The sequence below is a fragment of the Pseudomonas sp. X4 genome (assembly GCF_040784925.1).
Taxonomy (GTDB): Bacteria; Pseudomonadota; Gammaproteobacteria; order Pseudomonadales; family Pseudomonadaceae; genus Aquipseudomonas; species Aquipseudomonas putida_Z.
Genome location: NZ_CP160798.1, coordinates 871,398 through 886,628, shown reverse-complemented (window position 1 = coordinate 886,628; position 15,231 = coordinate 871,398). Strand labels below are relative to the sequence as shown.

The 15,231-nt window shown below is 65.2% G+C and carries 12 protein-coding genes; 3 read left to right on the top strand and 9 right to left on the bottom strand.

Features of this window, described 5'->3' with window-relative positions; all coding sequences use genetic code 11:
* Window positions 1-28: 28 nt before the first annotated feature.
* The 5 genes from ABX298_RS03790 to ABX298_RS03770 all read right to left on the bottom strand — a co-directional run bounded on the left by ABX298_RS03790 (window position 29) and on the right by ABX298_RS03770 (window position 6,698).
* Window positions 29-1,276 (bottom strand): FAD-binding oxidoreductase, encoded by a 1,248-nt coding sequence (locus ABX298_RS03790; RefSeq protein ID WP_085692564.1) that lies wholly within the window; start codon window positions 1,274-1,276, stop codon window positions 29-31.
* A 2-nt stretch (window positions 1,277-1,278) separates the two neighbouring features.
* Window positions 1,279-2,856, bottom strand: a complete 1,578-nt coding sequence (locus ABX298_RS03785; protein ID WP_367394098.1) for an aldehyde dehydrogenase (NADP(+)) — start codon at window positions 2,854-2,856, stop codon at window positions 1,279-1,281.
* A 157-nt stretch (window positions 2,857-3,013) separates the two neighbouring features.
* Window positions 3,014-3,961 (bottom strand): dihydrodipicolinate synthase family protein, encoded by a 948-nt coding sequence (locus tag ABX298_RS03780; protein ID WP_367394097.1) that lies wholly within the window; start codon window positions 3,959-3,961, stop codon window positions 3,014-3,016.
* 45 nt (window positions 3,962-4,006) lie between these two features.
* Window positions 4,007-4,933 (bottom strand): 4-hydroxyproline epimerase, encoded by a 927-nt coding sequence (locus tag ABX298_RS03775; RefSeq protein ID WP_367394096.1) that lies wholly within the window; start codon window positions 4,931-4,933, stop codon window positions 4,007-4,009.
* Window positions 4,934-5,081: 148 nt separating this feature from the next.
* Window positions 5,082-6,698, bottom strand: coding sequence for an APC family permease (locus tag ABX298_RS03770; RefSeq protein ID WP_015271365.1), 1,617 nt, complete (start codon window positions 6,696-6,698; stop codon window positions 5,082-5,084).
* A 379-nt stretch (window positions 6,699-7,077) separates the two neighbouring features.
* On the opposite strand from ABX298_RS03770, the gene ABX298_RS03765 reads away from it, so the two are divergent.
* The gene (locus ABX298_RS03765; RefSeq protein WP_367394095.1) at window positions 7,078-7,848 is read left to right on the top strand and encodes a helix-turn-helix domain-containing protein; all 771 of its coding nucleotides are present in this window, start codon (window positions 7,078-7,080) and stop codon (window positions 7,846-7,848) included.
* Here ABX298_RS03765 and ABX298_RS03760 read toward each other — a convergent pair.
* Window positions 7,838-8,683, bottom strand: coding sequence for a DUF6216 family protein (locus ABX298_RS03760; RefSeq protein ID WP_317409829.1), 846 nt, complete (start codon window positions 8,681-8,683; stop codon window positions 7,838-7,840). The genes ABX298_RS03765 and ABX298_RS03760 overlap by 11 nt on opposite strands.
* Before the next feature lie 151 nt (window positions 8,684-8,834).
* Window positions 8,835-9,722, bottom strand: coding sequence for a LysR family transcriptional regulator (locus ABX298_RS03755; RefSeq protein ID WP_075046044.1), 888 nt, complete (start codon window positions 9,720-9,722; stop codon window positions 8,835-8,837).
* Window positions 9,723-9,862: 140 nt separating this feature from the next.
* Here ABX298_RS03755 and moaB point away from each other — a divergent pair, with 140 nt between their 5' ends.
* Window positions 9,863-10,402 (top strand): molybdenum cofactor biosynthesis protein B, encoded by a 540-nt coding sequence (gene moaB / locus ABX298_RS03750; RefSeq protein ID WP_003259533.1) that lies wholly within the window; start codon window positions 9,863-9,865, stop codon window positions 10,400-10,402.
* A 130-nt stretch (window positions 10,403-10,532) separates the two neighbouring features.
* Here the strand turns inward: moaB and ABX298_RS03745 are convergent, their stop codons facing one another.
* Entirely contained in the window at window positions 10,533-11,432 is a 900-nt protein-coding gene (locus ABX298_RS03745; protein ID WP_075046043.1) for a bestrophin family protein, read from the bottom strand.
* Window positions 11,433-11,452: 20 nt separating this feature from the next.
* Window positions 11,453-12,457, bottom strand: a complete 1,005-nt coding sequence (gene moaA, locus ABX298_RS03740) for a GTP 3',8-cyclase MoaA (RefSeq protein ID WP_075046042.1) — start codon at window positions 12,455-12,457, stop codon at window positions 11,453-11,455.
* Window positions 12,458-12,805: 348 nt separating this feature from the next.
* Here moaA and ABX298_RS03735 point away from each other — a divergent pair, with 348 nt between their 5' ends.
* Window positions 12,806-15,136: an FdhF/YdeP family oxidoreductase gene (locus ABX298_RS03735; RefSeq protein WP_075046041.1), complete on the top strand. Its 2,331-nt coding sequence runs from the start codon at window positions 12,806-12,808 to the stop codon at window positions 15,134-15,136.
* Window positions 15,137-15,231: the final 95 nt, after the last annotated feature.

Here is a 15,231-nt window from a genome sequence, read left to right as displayed (position 1 = left end):
GGTTCACCCGCGAAGAGGCCAGCACAGGCTAAAACCGATCCAACCGGTAAGCCGCCATATCAGCCCCACTCTCCCTGTCAGCCAACCGCCCCACCCATTCCGCAGTCACCGCCGCCTGGGTCAACCCCAGGTGCTGATGCCCGAACGCCAACAGCACCCGCCCATCACACACCCGGTCGATCACCGGCAACGAATCTGGCAACGAAGGCCGGAAGCCCATCCACGGCGTCGCTCCCTCAACACTCAGGTCCCTCCGGAACAACCCCTTGCTCAAGCGGTGCAACTGCCACGCCCGCTGCATGCTCGGCGGCGCGTCCAGCCCGGCGAATTCCACCGTGCCGGCCAGGCGCAAGCCCTCGGCCATGGGCGTCATGATGAACTTGCGCTCCAGCGATGTGACTGCAAACGGCAAACGCTGATGCTCGCCAGGCAACATCAGGTGGTAGCCGCGCTCGGTGTCCAGCGGCACCTGCTTGCCGGTCAGCGCGCCGGTCAACCGCGCAGAATGCGCGCCACAGCTGATCAGCACCTGGCGGGCATCGAGGGTGCCCTGGTCGCTGGCCAGGCTTACCCCGCCGCTGTGCAGCCGCCCGCCATCGACCTGCGCCTGTACAAAGCGCACGCCACTGGCCTTGGCCGCTTCGAACAGTTCGCACACCACCCGGTAGGGGTCGATGAAGTGCCCGGTACGTGGGAAGAACAGCCCACCCTGCAACGATGGGCTCAGTTGCGGCGCCGCCTCGCGCACGGTGTCGGCCGACCAGAAGTCCACCGGCACCGCCTGCTGTTGCATGCGTGCGCGCAAGGCCTCCAGGGCCTGGCGCGACTCTGGCCGCTCGAACACCAGCAACGAGCCATCTTCCTGGAACAGCTCGCTGCGCCCGATCGAACCCAGCAGCCGCTGCCAGGCACCCAGGCTGCCTTCGTTCAACGTGCGGATGCCGGCCACGCTGCGCTGAAACGGGCCCGGGCGCAGGTTGAGCAGCAGGCGGGTGAACCACGGCATGGCCTTGGGCAGGTACTTCCAGTCCAGGCGCAGCGGGCCCATCGGGTCCAGCAGCATGCGCGGCAGGCGTTTGAGAATCGACAGGTCGGCAATCGGGAATACCTGCTCGGTGGCCAGGTGCCCGGCGTTGCCGTAGGACGCGCCCTGGCCGGGTGCCTGGCGGTCCACCAGGGTTACCCGGCGGCCCTGGCGGGCCAGTTGCAGGGCACAGGCGACGCCGACAATGCCGGCGCCGACCACGGCGATATCGGTTTCAGCGGTTTCGACCATGCTCAGCCTTCCCGTTTACCGTCGAGCAGGCGCCGCAGTTGCAGCGGGTTGCCGTGTTTCAGCGCCTGCGGCAGCAGGGCATCGGGGAAGTCCTGGTAGCACACCGGGCGCAGGAAGCGCAGGATCGCCGCCGTGCCCACCGAAGTGGTGCGGGCGTCGGAGGTGGCCGGGAACGGCCCGCCGTGGACCATCGCGTCGCATACCTCTACACCGGTCGGCCAGCCATTGACCAGGATGCGGCCAGCCTTGCGCTCAAGGGTTGGCAGCAGGGCGCGGGCGCTGGCGATGTCTGCTTCGTCCAGTTGCAGGGTGGCGGTCAGTTGGCCTTCCAGATGCTCGGCCACCTGGCGCACTTGCTCAGCGTTGGCGCAGGCCACCACCAGCGACGCCGCACCGAAGACTTCGGCCTGCAACGCCGGGTCGGCGAGGAACGCTTCGGCCTGGGTCACGAACAGCTGCGCCTGGCACTGGTTGGGGCCTTGCCCGGCCTGGCCACTGGCGGCGGCCTGGGCATTGGCGTTTGCGGCCAGGGCGCCGACACCGGCCTGGTAGGCACTGAAGATGCCCGGGGTAAGCATGGTCTGCGCCGTAGCCTGGCGCACGTGTTCGCTGGCGGCGTCGATGAAACGCTGCAACGCCGGCCCCTGGCGGGCAATCACCAGGCCGGGGTTGGTGCAGAACTGGCCGGCGCCCTGGGTCAGCGAGGCGACGAAGCCTTGTGCCAGTGCCTCGGCGCGGGTCTGCAGAGCGGTGTCGAACAGGAACACCGGGTTGATCGAGCTCATTTCGGCGTACACCGGGATCGGCTCCGGGCGGGCCTGGGCCGCCTGGCACAGCGCAATGCCGCCGCTGCGCGAGCCGGTAAAGCCAACGGCCTTGATGCGCGGGTCGCTGACCAGCGCAATGCCCACTTCACGACCTGAGCCGTACAACAGCGAAAACACACCGGCCGGCAAGCCGCACTGCTTCACGGCCTTTGCCACTGCCTGGCCGACCAGCTCGCTGGTGCCCGGGTGGGCACCGTGGGCCTTGACCACCACCGGGCAACCGGCGGCCAGGGCCGAGGCGGTGTCGCCACCGGCCACCGAGAAGGCCAATGGGAAATTGCTGGCGCCGAATACCGCCACCGGCCCCAGGGCCACCTGGCGCTGGCGCAGGTCGGCACGCGGCAGGGGCTGGCGCTCGGGCAGGGCGTTGTCGACCCGCACATCCAGCCATTCGCCGGCCCGCACCACACGGGCGAAGGTGCGCAGCTGGGTGCAGGTGCGGCCACGTTCGCCCTGGATGCGCGCCTTGGGCAGGCCGCTTTCGGCCACGGCGCGATCGATCAGGGCATCGCCCAGCGCTTCGATCTGCGTGGCGATGGTTTCGAGGAATTGTGCCCGTTGCTCGAGCGAGGTTTCGCGGTAGGCATCGAACGCCGCCCAGGCGAGGGCGCAGGCCTGGGCCACGTGTTCGCCGGTGCCGCCGAGGTAGGTCGGTTCCAGCGCCTGGCCGGTGGCCGGGTCGATGGCACGGATGGCTTCGCGGCTGCCGGTTACCGGCGTCTGGCCGATCAGCAGGTTGCCTGTGAGGGTCATGGAGCCTCCTTTGGAATCAATATCAAGGGAGACCGCGGCCCTTGTGGGAGCGGGTTTACCCGCGAAGCAGGCGACTCGGTGCCTGGCACCGGCTTCGCCGGTGTTCGCGGGTGAACCCGCTCCCACAGGGGCTGCGGCTCGGCCTGGAATCAGGTGATCAGGCCAGGTTCTGCTCAGCCGACCAGCTGGCGTACCAGTTGCGGAACAGCGCGTACTGCTGCTCGGCATAGTTGCGCTGGGCGTCGGTCAGCACGTCGGTCTCGTTGAAGTGCAGGCTGTATTCGCTGTCACCGTTCAGCACCATCAGGTGCTTGTAGTAGAGCACCAGGTCGCAGCCTTCATCGAACGACGACAGCACCGCCAGCGCCGCCTCCAGCTCACGCGCCAGGCGGCGGGCCTTGGCATCACCCTTGGCCGCCTGTTTGCTCAGGCTCACCAGGTGCAGCACCTCACGCGGCAGGGCGTTGCCGATGCCGGTGATGGCGCCGGTGGCGTTGCAATTGACGAATCCATGCACCACCTGGGTGTCGACGCCGACCATCAGGGTCACGTCGTCATCCTTGGAGGTGATGTGCTCGGCGGCGTAGCGCAGGTCGGCGCCACCGCCGAACTCCTTGAAGCCGATCAGGTTGGGGAACTCGCTGCGCAGTTCGAAGAACAGGTCGGCGCGGGTGGCGAAGCCGTAGTACGGGCTGTTGTAGATAACCGCCGGCAGCTTCGGCGCGGCTGCAAGGATGGCCGAGAAGTGGTGCTTCTGGGCAATCAGCGAGGCGCCGCGGCTGAGCACGCGGGGGATGACCATCAGGCCGGCGGCGCCAACCTTGGCCGCATGAGCGGCGTGGGATACCGCCTCACGGGTGTTCACCGCGCCGGTACCGACGATGGTCGGGATGCCGGCGGCCACCAGGCGCGCTACACCTTCCTGGCGCTCGGCTTCGGTCAGCAGCGGCCAGTCGCCCATCGAGCCGCAGTACACCACGGCGCTCATGCCGGCCTCGATCAGCTCGCGGCCCTTGCGCACCAGGGCGTCGAAGTCCGGCTTGCGCTCGGCGGTGCAGGGGGTCATCAGGGCGGGCATGGTGCCGGTGAAGATGTTGTTGGTCATTGTTGTCACTCCTCGCGATATTCGATTTTTTGGAAAAAGCCGGGGTCAGATGCCCCAGGCGAACGGGTCCTGTTCGTCGATCAGCAGTGTGCTGTCGGCGGTCATGTAGGCGCGGCCGGTGATGAACGGGCGAATGCGTTCGCCGTCGCGCTCGTAGCGGCCCTGGAACTGGCTGCCGGTGATACTGGCCTGTACCCAGGTCTGGCCTTCGTCGAGCTTGCCGTCGGCGGCCAGGCAGGCCAGCTTGGCGCTGGTGCCCGTGCCGCAGGGCGAGCGGTCGTAGGCCTTGCCGGGGCACATCACGAAGTTGCGGCTGTTGGCGTTGGCGTCGTCGGCGAACAGTTCGACGTGGTCGATGGGGGCACCGTTTTCACCGGTGATGCCCTGGGCTTCGAGGGCCTTGAGCATCGCCCAGGTGTACTCGGTCAGCGCCTCGCGGTTGTCCAGCTCGATGCGCTGGCCGTGGTCGGAGACGAGGAAAAACCAGTTGCCGCCCCAGGCGATGTCGCCACGCACCAGGCCATGGCCGGGCACGTCCACCAGCACCTGCCGGCGGTAGCGGTAGGACGGCACGTTGCCGACGGTTATGGCGCCGTCTTCATGCAGGGTGGCGCTGACCTGGCCGACCGGGGTATCGATCTTGTGCACGCCCGGTGCGATCAGGCCCAGGTGCTGCAGCGAGGCGACCAGGCCGATGGTGCCGTGGCCGCACATGTTCAGGTAGCCAGCGTTGTTGAAGAAGATCACCCCGCACGTGGCGTCGGCCGATACCGGTGGGCAGTACAGCGCACCGACCAGCACATCGTTGCCACGTGGTTCCAGCAGGCAGGCGCGGCGCCACTGGTCGTGCAGCTCGCGCAGCTCGTCGCGCTGCTCGGCCATGCTGCGGCCATGCAGTTGCGGGAAGCCTTTCATCACCAGGCGAGTCGGTTCCCCGCCGGTGTGCGAGTCGATGACGTGAATCTGTTTCATGAGCTTGTCCATTCTTTGATCAGCCAAGTCTTGTGCTGTTTGTGCGGGCCTCATCGCCGGCAAGCCAGCTCCCACAGGTATTGCATCGGCCTCTGGGTCAGCGCGGACCCTGTGGGAGCCGGCTTGCCGGCGATAGGGCCAGTAGCCGTTACGGAGCCAGTGCAGCCGGACGCTGGCCTACCAGAGGTTCATGGCTGGCTTCGCTTTCGTCCTCACCTTCCAGGCGCACCAGGTGGGCAGGCACGCCGGTGGCAGCGCCCCAGTAGTAGATGCCCAGCGCACAAGCGGCCACGACCACGGTGTCGAACGGGTGGCCGAGTACTCCCAGGCCGCCGAAGCTGCCCAGCCACGACAGCAGGATGGTCACCGCGTAGAAGCCGATCAGCCACGCCGACGAGCGCACTTGCTGGGCCAGCGACAGGTGCTGGGTCGGCACGAAGCGGCCGCACAGCAGGTACAGCACGAACATCACGATCTGCAGGGCCAGCAGCCACGACACGGTCTTCCAGCCCGACCAGTACACGATCAGCGCGGCGATGATGAACGACAGCGGGCCGAGCACGCCCATGCCCTTGACCCGGAACGGGCGCGGCATGTCGGGGGCGTTGCGGCGCAGGGCGGCGACGGTGACCGGGGCCACGGCGTAGCTCAGTACCAGGGCGGCGGAAACCACGTTGATCAACGCTTCCCAGGACGGGAACGGCAGGGTCCAGAACACCGACAGGCCAAAGGTCAGCCACAGCGCCGGGCGCGGGATGCCGGACTCGGCGTCGATACGGGTGAAGTACTTGAAGAAGGTGCCGGTCTGCGCCCAGCCATAGACCACCCGCGGGGTGGCGTTCATGTAGATGTTGCCGCAGCCGCTGGGCGAGATCACCGCGTCGGCCACCACCAGGTAGGCCAGCCAGCCCACACCCAGGGCCAGGGCAATGTCGCGATAGGGCAGGGCCAGTTCCTTGGTCACCGCGGCCCAGCCGTTGCTCAGCATTTCGGTCGGCACGCTGCCGAGGAAGGCCAGTTGCAGCAGGGCGTAGATCGCGGTGGACAGCAGCACCGAGAGGATCAGCGCGATGGGGATGGTGCGTTGCGGGTTCTTCACCTCGCTGGCCACCGAAATGATCGGCGTCAGGCCCAGGTAGGCGAAGATGATGCCACCGGCCGATACCGCCATTTCAACGCCGGACAGACCGAACGGGGCAAAGCCCTGGACCTCGAAGTTTTCCGGTTTGAAGAAGGTGAACAGCACGCCGATCACCAGCAGCGGTACGATGAACTTGAACACACTGACCAGGTTGTTGGCCTTGGCGAAAGTTTTCACGCTGCGGTAGTTGAGGAAGAAGAACAGCCCCAGCAGGGCGAACTGCACCAGCCAGCCGAGTACCGTCGGGTCGCTGGAGCCGGCCTTGGTCAGCCCGGGGAACCAGGCGGCGGCGTATTGGCGCGAAGCGACCACTTCGATGGCGATCAGGCTGGAAAAGGCGATCAGGGTGATGAAGCCCATCAAGTAGCCCAGCAGCGGGCCGTGGGAGTACACCGGGTAGCGCACCACGCCCCCGGCACGCGGCAGGGCGGCGCCCAGTTCGCAATAGACGATGCCCAGCAACAGTACGGCGAAGCCGCCAAGGAACCAGGACAGGATGCCGGCCGGGCCGGCGATGGCCGAGACGTGGCTGGCGGCGAACAGCCAGCCGGAGCCGAAGATGGCACCTAGGCCGATGAAGGTGAGGTCCAGCAATGACAACTGTTTTTTGAATTTGCCTGACATGGGTTCGCCTTTTTGTTGGTTATTGGATAGGCAGGTCTGATGTCACGAGATGCGGCTTTTTGGGCCGCGCTCTTGTAGGACTTGGGGCGGCTTGCGTGGGGCATAGAGTGGACCGATCGGGGCGGCGGTTCTTGATGGTTTTCTGCAGGGGGGATGACGAAATCGGCACAGTTGCAAAAAAACAGTGGTGGGATGGAAGGGCGGTGGATAGGCTGTAAGCCATACCGCATAAGGGTTGTAGACATTTACTCGCTGTGCCGGCCTCTTCGCGGGTAAACCCGCTCCCACATGTACTGCGCAGCCCTCGAAAGCTGCGGAGATACCTGTGGGAGCGGGTTTACCCGCGAAGAGGCCGGCACAGCAAACCGAGATAGAGCAGATGGCCAACACCCCCCTGGCAACCCTGTACCAGTCCCTCGACCAGCACCGCCCCGCTAACCTCGAGGCCCTGCTCGCCGGTGTGTCCCTGCTGCTGCCGATCCTCGACGCCATCCCCAACGCCGCGATCTTCATCAAGGACCCGGCCGCCCGCTATGTGCTGGCCAACAACACCCTGGTCCAGCGCTGTGGCCTCAAGCGCTTGCAACCGCTGCTGGGCAAGACCAGTGCCGAAGTGTTCCCGGCACAGCTGGGCCCCGGCTACACCGAGCAGGACCGTCGCGTTCTCAAGGAAGGCCTGGTGCTGGAAGACCAGCTGGAGCTGCACCTGTACGGCAGCCGCGAGCCTGGCTGGTGCCTGACCCACAAGCGCCCGCTGTACAACCAGGCCGGCGAGATCATCGGCCTGGTAGGCATCTCGGTCGACTTGCAGTCAGCCGCCGACAGCCACCCCGCCTACCAGCGCCTGGCGGCGGTGGACGAGCATATCCGCCGGCATTTCCACCAGCCGATCAGCATGGGCGAGCTGACCCGTATCGCCGGCATTTCCGTGGCCCAGCTGGAGCGCTACTGCAAGCGGGTGTTCCACCTCACGCCACGGCAGATGATCCACAAGGCGCGCCTGGAGCACGCCCACCGTTTGCTGCACTCGGAACTGCCGATCACTGAAGTGGCGATGTGCTGCGGCTATACCGACCACAGCGCCTTCAGCCGCCAGTTCAAGCAACTGACCGGCTTCACCCCGCGCCAGTACCGCCAGGCTACGGCGTAGTAGACGCGGTGAAGCGGTTATAAACGGTTTGCGCGCGCTGCATTCGTGACAGCTTCAGTACCACCAGCACCAGGCCAAGAAACAGTATCGCGGACACAACCGCCAGAAACCAACGCTGGCCCTTAAGGCCTTTTTCAACTTCCAATGCGTAGTCGGGGGCCATGAAGAACGAGCAGATTGTGTCCAGATTTTCTTCCGGCATGTAGCGGGTAAAGGGCGCCAGTTTTTCCGAAGACCGGCACTGGTCCAGCGTCAGCTTGTCATCCGGCAACCACATCTCAAACTTGATGTCCTGTTGCGACAGGTAGAATGCAGGCGAGTCCGGATCGTTTTTCAGCCATACCATCATGTACGGCGATTGGTTTGCCATCGGCAAGGGGGCCAGCAGTACTCCCAGTATGGCCAGCAGTGCAATGAAACACCTGAAGCGCTTCGGTGAAAATTTGTCGGTGGCGAACCTGGGGGCGTTGAAATCGCTCCAGTCGATGTAAGCGCGGTTGCGGCTCAGGTCGCCGGGGGCCAAGCCGTTGTCGACGATCCAGCGATGGGCAAGGTTGGCCTCGTGCAGGTTTTTCGCTGGGATGTTGAACTCATAGCGAAAGTACTCGATTTCCCGTAGCTCCTTGCGCAGGGTGTCGAACTGCGATTGGTTGTCGAATTCGGTGGTGCCACCGAAGATGCGCCAGATGAGGTCTCGAAGAAAGTACAGCGAACCGGCTCGCCTGTAGATAAACCACAAAAGCAGCCCAAGCAGTACTGGCGCGCCGACGCCGGCCAAGGGCACCAGGTTTTCTATGCTCCAGAACGATGAGGCCAGGTTGGTGGAAGTGTTCATGTCAGCTCCTTTAACGAAGTAAGCAGGCCTTGTGCATACGCTGCCGGCCGGCGGGTCCGATGAAGCGATGATGATAAAGGCGCTTAATCCGAACTGTCGTTAGCGAAGCTTCTGTGTTGCTTGTGGGAATTTTCTGCTTGCTGGGCCGGGCTCAGGCGTTGGTGAACAATACCCGCGCCTCATCGAAGCACTGCTCGGCAATTGCCGAACGCGGTTCGCTGCGGCGTAGCAGCAGGCCGACAGGGCTGTGGATGGCGGCGTCGGCCACCGGCAGGATGCGCAGGTGCTCGCTCAGGTCTTCCAGGCCGCAGCCCAGCGGCATGACCGCGCAGCACATGCCGGTATTGATGGCCTGGATCAGCTGGAAGCTCGAGTCGCTTTCCAGTACCGCATTCGGCTCCAGGCCACGGCTGCGGAAACTCAGGTCCAGCGACTGGCGGTAGTGCATGCCCTTGCTCAGCAGGCCCAGCGGAATGTCGCCCAGCTCGTCCCAGCGCAGGGTGTCGCTGGTGAACTTGAAGTGCCGGGTATCGTGCAGCAGGCCCATGGTGGTGGTGCCAAGTTCGATCACTTCGAAGAAGCTGGTGTTGACCTGGTCCAGGTAGCAGATGCCCAGGTCGAGCTGGTTGCGGCTGAGCCCGTCGATGACCTGTTCCGAGCTGAGCGAGCTGATCTGGAAGTGCAGCTCGGGGTATTTTTCACGCAGCGGCAGCAGCAGGTGCATGGGGTTGAAGCTGGCCAGCGGCACCGTGCCAAGGCGCAGGCTGCCGACCACCTGGCCGCGGCAGCTGGCGGCCTCGGCCTGCAGGCCGTCGTGGGCGGCGAGCAGCGTACGGGCCCAGGCCAGGATGCGCTCGCCGGCCTCGGTGAAACCTTCGAAGCGCTGGCCGCGCTTGACCAGCACCAGGTCCAGCTCGTCCTCCAGGTTGCGCAGGCGCATGGACAGCGTCGGCTGGGTGATATGGCATAGCGCCGCCGCCTGGCCGAAGTGGCGTGTCTGGTCGAGCGCGATGAGGAATTTGAGCTGCTTGATGTCCATGGAAGTGCCTGGTATCGGGTTATGCAGACCTTAACCCACGTCTGCGATAGATGTCATTGATCAGTCGGTACGCCATATCGATTGGACGCCCCCGGGCCATGCCACTAGCGTGGCGGCACTGCCACTCGAGGAGCCCCACCGTGCGCGTCCAACCCGACGCGGTCTTCGTACCGCTCAACATCGCCGTGCTGACTGTCAGCGACACCCGTACCTACGACAACGACACCTCCGGTGAGCTGCTGGCCAGCCGCTCGGTGGAGATCGGCCACCGCCTGGTGGCGCGGGCGTTGCTCAAGGACGACCTTTACAAGATCCGCGCCCAGGTCGCCACCTGGATTGCCGACGAGCAGGTGCAGGTGGTGCTGATCACCGGCGGTACCGGTTTTACCGGCCGTGACAGCACGCCGGAAGCGGTCGAGTGCCTGCTGGACAAGCGCATCGATGGCTTTGGCGAACTGTTCCGGGCCCTGTCGATTCTCGATATCGGCACCTCGACCGTGCAGAGCCGGGCGCTGGCCGGGCTGTCCAACCGCACGTTGGTGTGCTGCCTGCCGGGCTCCACCGGGGCCTGCCGTACGGCGTGGGAGGGCATCCTGGCGGAGCAGCTGGATGCGCGGCACCGGCCGTGCAACTTCGTCAAGCACCTGAAGCCGATCGAGGCCTGTGCAAGCCGGGGCTGAGTTTTCTCCTGTACCGGCCTCTTCGCGGGTAAACCCGCTCCCACAGGTACCGCGCAGGGTTCGAAACCTGTGGGGTCCCTGTGGGAGCGGGTTTACCCGCGAAAGGGCCGGCGCAGGCCACTGCATTCAGTCAGCTCAATACATGGTCCACCGGCAACAACGCCGGCGGTAGCTGTTGTTCCCCCAACCCCGCCAGCACATCGCGCTCCACGGTCCGCACCATGGCATCGGTCGGCAGGTCATTCTCATCGCGCCCGAACGGGTCTTCCAGTTCGTTGCCAATCGCATCCAGCCCGAAGAACGTGTACCCCACGATGGTGGTGAACAGCGGCGCCAGCCAGCCCAGCGGCTCGGCCAGGGCAAACGGCAGCAGCAGGCAGAAGATGTAGATGGTGCGGTGCAGCAACAGCGTGTAGGGGAACGGCAACGGTGTGCCCTTGATCCGCTCGCAGGTGGCCTGCACTTCGGTCAGGCCCACCAACCGCTGCTCCAGCAGGCTGTAGCGCCAGTCACTGATCTGCTGCTGTTCGGCCAACCGCGAGCAGTGCCCGCCGATTTCGCGCAGGATGGCGTCGCACACGTTATGCGGGCTGATCGCTTCGGGCCGGGCCAGCCAGGGCCGGGCGGCGGCCAGTTCGTCCTCGCTGCGCAGCCGTGCATTCAGCGCATGGGCAAAGCCGCACAGGCTGCGCAACAGTTCGGCACGCAGGGTTTCGTCGGTAATTACCAGGCTTTCGCGCACGAACGAACGGGTTTCGATGATCAGCTTGCCCCAGGCCTTGCGCCCCTCCCACCAGCGGTCATAGCAGGCATTGTTGCGAAAACTCATGAAAATCGACAGCGACAGGCCCAGCAAGGTGAACGGGGTGGCGCTGACCGGGTAGAAAAACGCCGGGAAATGCCGCTCGACCAACACGATCAGCGCGGCCAGCAGGGTGACCGTCAGGCACCGCAGGGCAATGCGTTTGACGATCGAACCCTTGAGGGTGAACAGCACACGCAGCACATCGGGGGTGGGGTGGACGATCATGGAAATCCAGAGACGGCTGCCTAGCCGCCGGTCATGTTCATGAAGCGCAGGATCTGCACGTCGCCACCGACTTCGAAATGATGGCGGTAGGGCTTGAGGTGCAGCGAGTCACGAATGGCCTTTTCCAGGCGTTCGGGGTTGCCGGGGTGGGCGCGCAGCACCTGCTTCAGGTCCACCGAGTGTTCATTGCCCAGGCACAGCAGCAGGCGGCCTTCGACGGTGAGGCGTACGCGGTTGCAGGTGGCGCAGAAGTTGTGGCTGTGTGGCGAAATGAAGCCGACCCGAGTGTTGGCGGCTTCGGCCAGGCGCCAGTAGCGGGCCGGGCCCTGGGACGACTCGGTCGATTCGACCAGGGTGAACTGCTCGGCCAGCAGCGCACGTACTTCATCGCTGGAGCAGAACGACTCGCCGCGTTCATGTTCGCTGATCACGCCCAAGGGCATTTCTTCGATGAAGGTGATGTCCAGTTCGCGGTCGATGGCAAAGCGCACCAGGTCGACCAGTTCATGATCGTTGCGGCCCTTGAGGACCACACAGTTGAGCTTGGTGCGCTTGAAGCCGGCCTGGCGGGCGGCGTCGATGCCGGCGATCACCTGGTGCAGGTCGCCGGTGCGGGTCAGTTGCTTGAAGCGCTCGGCGTCCAGGCTGTCGAGGCTGATGTTCAGGCGCGTGACACCGGCGTCGAACAGCGGCTGGGCCAGGCGCCCGAGTTGCGAGCCGTTGCTGGTCAGGCACAATTCACGCAGGCCGGGCAGGGCGGCGATGCGCCCGCACAGGTCGACGATGCCCTGGCGCACCAGCGGCTCGCCGCCGGTCAGGCGGATCTTGCGGGTGCCGAGGGCGACGAAGCGCTCGGCCACCTGGAACAGTTCCTCGAGGCTGAGGATTTGCTGGCGCGGCAGGAACTGCATGTCTTCGGCCATGCAGTACACGCAACGGAAGTCGCAGCGGTCGGTGACCGACATCCGCAGGTAGTCGATTTTCCGGTTGAAGCCGTCGATCAGGGCCCGGCTGTTCTGTTCCACGTTCGCGCTCGAATGGGTAGGGACTCGATTCAAGCTATAACTTGGGCGCAGGGCCGTCAAATTGCTTTGTCCGACCGATTGATCGATAGCCTCTATCATGGCTGCAGGCCACGTATTTCAAAGTGTTGACCGCGTCGCCCAATTCGCGGGTAAACCCGCTCCCACAGGTAAAGCGCAGGGCTCGAAACCTGTGGTGGCCCTGTGGGAGCGGGTTCACCCGCGAAGGCCGCGGCGCGGTTCCAGCCCGTGATCGAAACCGCCTATCACCCCGTAAGATCTTTCGATTGGACGGCTCTACCCCACGCTCCATAGGCTGAAAAAAAGCATCGAAGCGTGAGGATTCATCGCATGAGCCAGGACCAACACATCAGGGACTACAAGGGCGCCGCCGCCGGCTGGGGGGCGCTCAAGAGCGTGACCAAGAGCTGGCTGGGCAGCGACAATGCCTTCAAGAACCTGCGGGCCATGCTCAAGACCAACCAGAACGGCGGCTTCGACTGCCCCGGCTGCGCCTGGGGCGAGTCGCCGGAAAACGACATGGTCAAGTTCTGCGAGAACGGCGCCAAGGCAGTCAACTGGGAAGCCACCGGCCGCTCGGTGGACCCGGCATTCTTCGCCAGGTACAGCGTCAGTGCGCTGGCCGAGCAGACCGACTACTGGCTGGAGTACCAGGGCCGCCTGACCCACCCGATGCGCTACGACGCGGCCACCGACCACTATGTGGAAACCAGCTGGGAAGAAGCCTTTGCGCTGGTTGCCCAACACTTGCGCGCACTCGAATCGCCCGACCAGGCCGAGTTCTACACCTCGGGCCGGGCCAGCAACGAGGCGGCGTTCCTCTACCAGCTGTTCGTCCGCGCCTTCGGCACCAACAACTTCCCCGACTGCTCGAACATGTGCCATGAAGCCAGCGGCGTGGGCATGTCGGAAACCCTCGGCGTGGGCAAGGGCACCGTGGTGTTCCACGACCTGGAGCTGGCCGACGCCATCTTCGTCATCGGCCAGAACCCCGGCACCAACCACCCGCGCATGCTCGAGCCGCTGCGTGAAGCGGTGAAGCGTGGTGCCCAGGTGGTTTGTTTCAACCCGCTCAAGGAGCGCGGCCTGGAGCGCTTCCAGCACCCGCAGCACCCGTTCGAGATGCTCAGCAATGGATCCGAACCAACCAACACGGCCTACTTCCGCCCGGCCCTGGGCGGCGACATGGCAGTGATGCGCGGCATTGCCAAGTACCTGCTGCAGTGGGAACGCGAAGCCCAGGCCAATGGCGAACCGGCGGTGTTCGACCATGCCTTCATCGCCGAGCACACCAGTGGCATCGACGCATACCTGGAAACCGTGGATGCCACGCCCTGGGCGCACATCGTCGAGCAATCGGGCCTGACCCAGGCCGAGATCGAACTGGCCGCGCGCATGTACCGCAAGGCCGAACGGGTAATCATGTGCTGGGCCATGGGCGTCACCCAGCACCGCCACTCGGTGCCGACCGTTCAGGAAATCGTCAACCTGCAGCTGCTGCGCGGCAACGTCGGCAAGCCCGGTGCTGGCCTGTCACCGGTGCGTGGCCACAGCAACGTGCAGGGCGACCGCACCATGGGCATCGACGAGAAGCCCGGGGCGGCCCTGCTCGATGCCATCGAAAAACGCTTCCAGTTCCGCGTGCCGCGTGCCCACGGGCACAACGCGGTGCTGGCGATCAAGGCCATGGAAGAAGGGCGGGCCAAGGTGTTCATCGGCCTGGGTGGCAACTTTGCCCAGGCCACGCCGGATACGCCGCGCACCCATGCGGCCATGCGCAATTGCGCGCTGACCGTGCAGATTTCCACCAAGCTCAACCGCTCGCACCTGGTCACCGGCCGCGATGCGTTGATCCTGCCGTGCCTGGGCCGTACCGAAATCGACATGCAGGCCAGCGGGCCGCAAGGCGTGACCGTGGAGGACACCTTCAGCATGGTGCACATCTCCCACGGCCAGCTGCGCCCGCGCTCGCCGCACCTGCGCTCGGAGCCGTGGATCATCGCCGGCATGGCCCAGGCGACCCTGGGCAAGCAGCCAATCGACTGGGAATACGCAGTTGCCGACTATGGGCGTATCCGCAGCATGATTGCCGATGTGATCCCCGGCTTTACCGATTTCAACGAGCGCCTGCAGCACCCGGGCGGCTTCCACCTGGGCAACAATGCCGCCGACCGTACCTGGCGCACGGCCACAGGCAAGGCGCGCTTCAGCCCGCACCAGCTGCCGGAGCAACTGGTGAATGCCAAGGTACTGGCGCGCGGTGACAAGCCCGACCTGATCCTGCAGACCCTGCGCTCGCACGACCAGTACAACACCACCCTGTATGGCCTGGACGACCGTTATCGCGGGGTGTTCGGCCTGCGTGAAGTGGTGTTCGTCAACGAGGTGGACATCCGCCGGATGGGCTTCGAGCCGGGCGAGCATGTGGACCTGGTGTCGCTGTGGGAGGATGGCGTGGAGCGGCGGGTGTCGGGCTTCCGCCTGGTGGCGTATGACGTGCCCGAGGGGCAGGCGGCGGCCTATTACCCGGAGACCAACCCGCTGGTGCCGCTGGAAAGCTATGGCGAGGGGACCTATACCCCGACCTCGAAGTTCGTGGCGATCAAGGTCGAGAAAGCCAAGGCCGGGAACCGGATTGCGGCGGTGCTGGCCGCGGATTGACAGGTAGCCTGCAAGGGCCCTATCGCCGGCAAGCCAGCTCCCACAGGGACCGCACAGATTTCAGAACCTGTGACGTACCTGTGGGAGCTGGCTTG

Excerpts from the sequence above, each read along its gene's own strand:
- ABX298_RS03780 (WP_367394097.1), bottom strand. The coding sequence starts at position 3,961 with ATGACCAACAACATCTTCACCGGCACCATGCCCGCCCTGATGACCCCC.
- ABX298_RS03770 (WP_015271365.1), bottom strand. The coding sequence starts at position 6,698 with ATGTCAGGCAAATTCAAAAAACAGTTGTCATTGCTGGACCTCACCTTC.
- ABX298_RS03785 (WP_367394098.1), bottom strand. The coding sequence starts at position 2,856 with ATGACCCTCACAGGCAACCTGCTGATCGGCCAGACGCCGGTAACCGGC.
- ABX298_RS03755 (WP_075046044.1), bottom strand. The coding sequence starts at position 9,722 with ATGGACATCAAGCAGCTCAAATTCCTCATCGCGCTCGACCAGACACGC.
- ABX298_RS03745 (WP_075046043.1), bottom strand. The coding sequence starts at position 11,432 with ATGATCGTCCACCCCACCCCCGATGTGCTGCGTGTGCTGTTCACCCTC.
- ABX298_RS03735 (WP_075046041.1), top strand. The coding sequence starts at position 12,806 with ATGAGCCAGGACCAACACATCAGGGACTACAAGGGCGCCGCCGCCGGC.
- ABX298_RS03765 (WP_367394095.1), top strand. The coding sequence starts at position 7,078 with ATGGCCAACACCCCCCTGGCAACCCTGTACCAGTCCCTCGACCAGCAC.
- ABX298_RS03760 (WP_317409829.1), bottom strand. The coding sequence starts at position 8,683 with ATGAACACTTCCACCAACCTGGCCTCATCGTTCTGGAGCATAGAAAAC.
- ABX298_RS03790 (WP_085692564.1), bottom strand. The coding sequence starts at position 1,276 with ATGGTCGAAACCGCTGAAACCGATATCGCCGTGGTCGGCGCCGGCATT.
- ABX298_RS03775 (WP_367394096.1), bottom strand. The coding sequence starts at position 4,933 with ATGAAACAGATTCACGTCATCGACTCGCACACCGGCGGGGAACCGACT.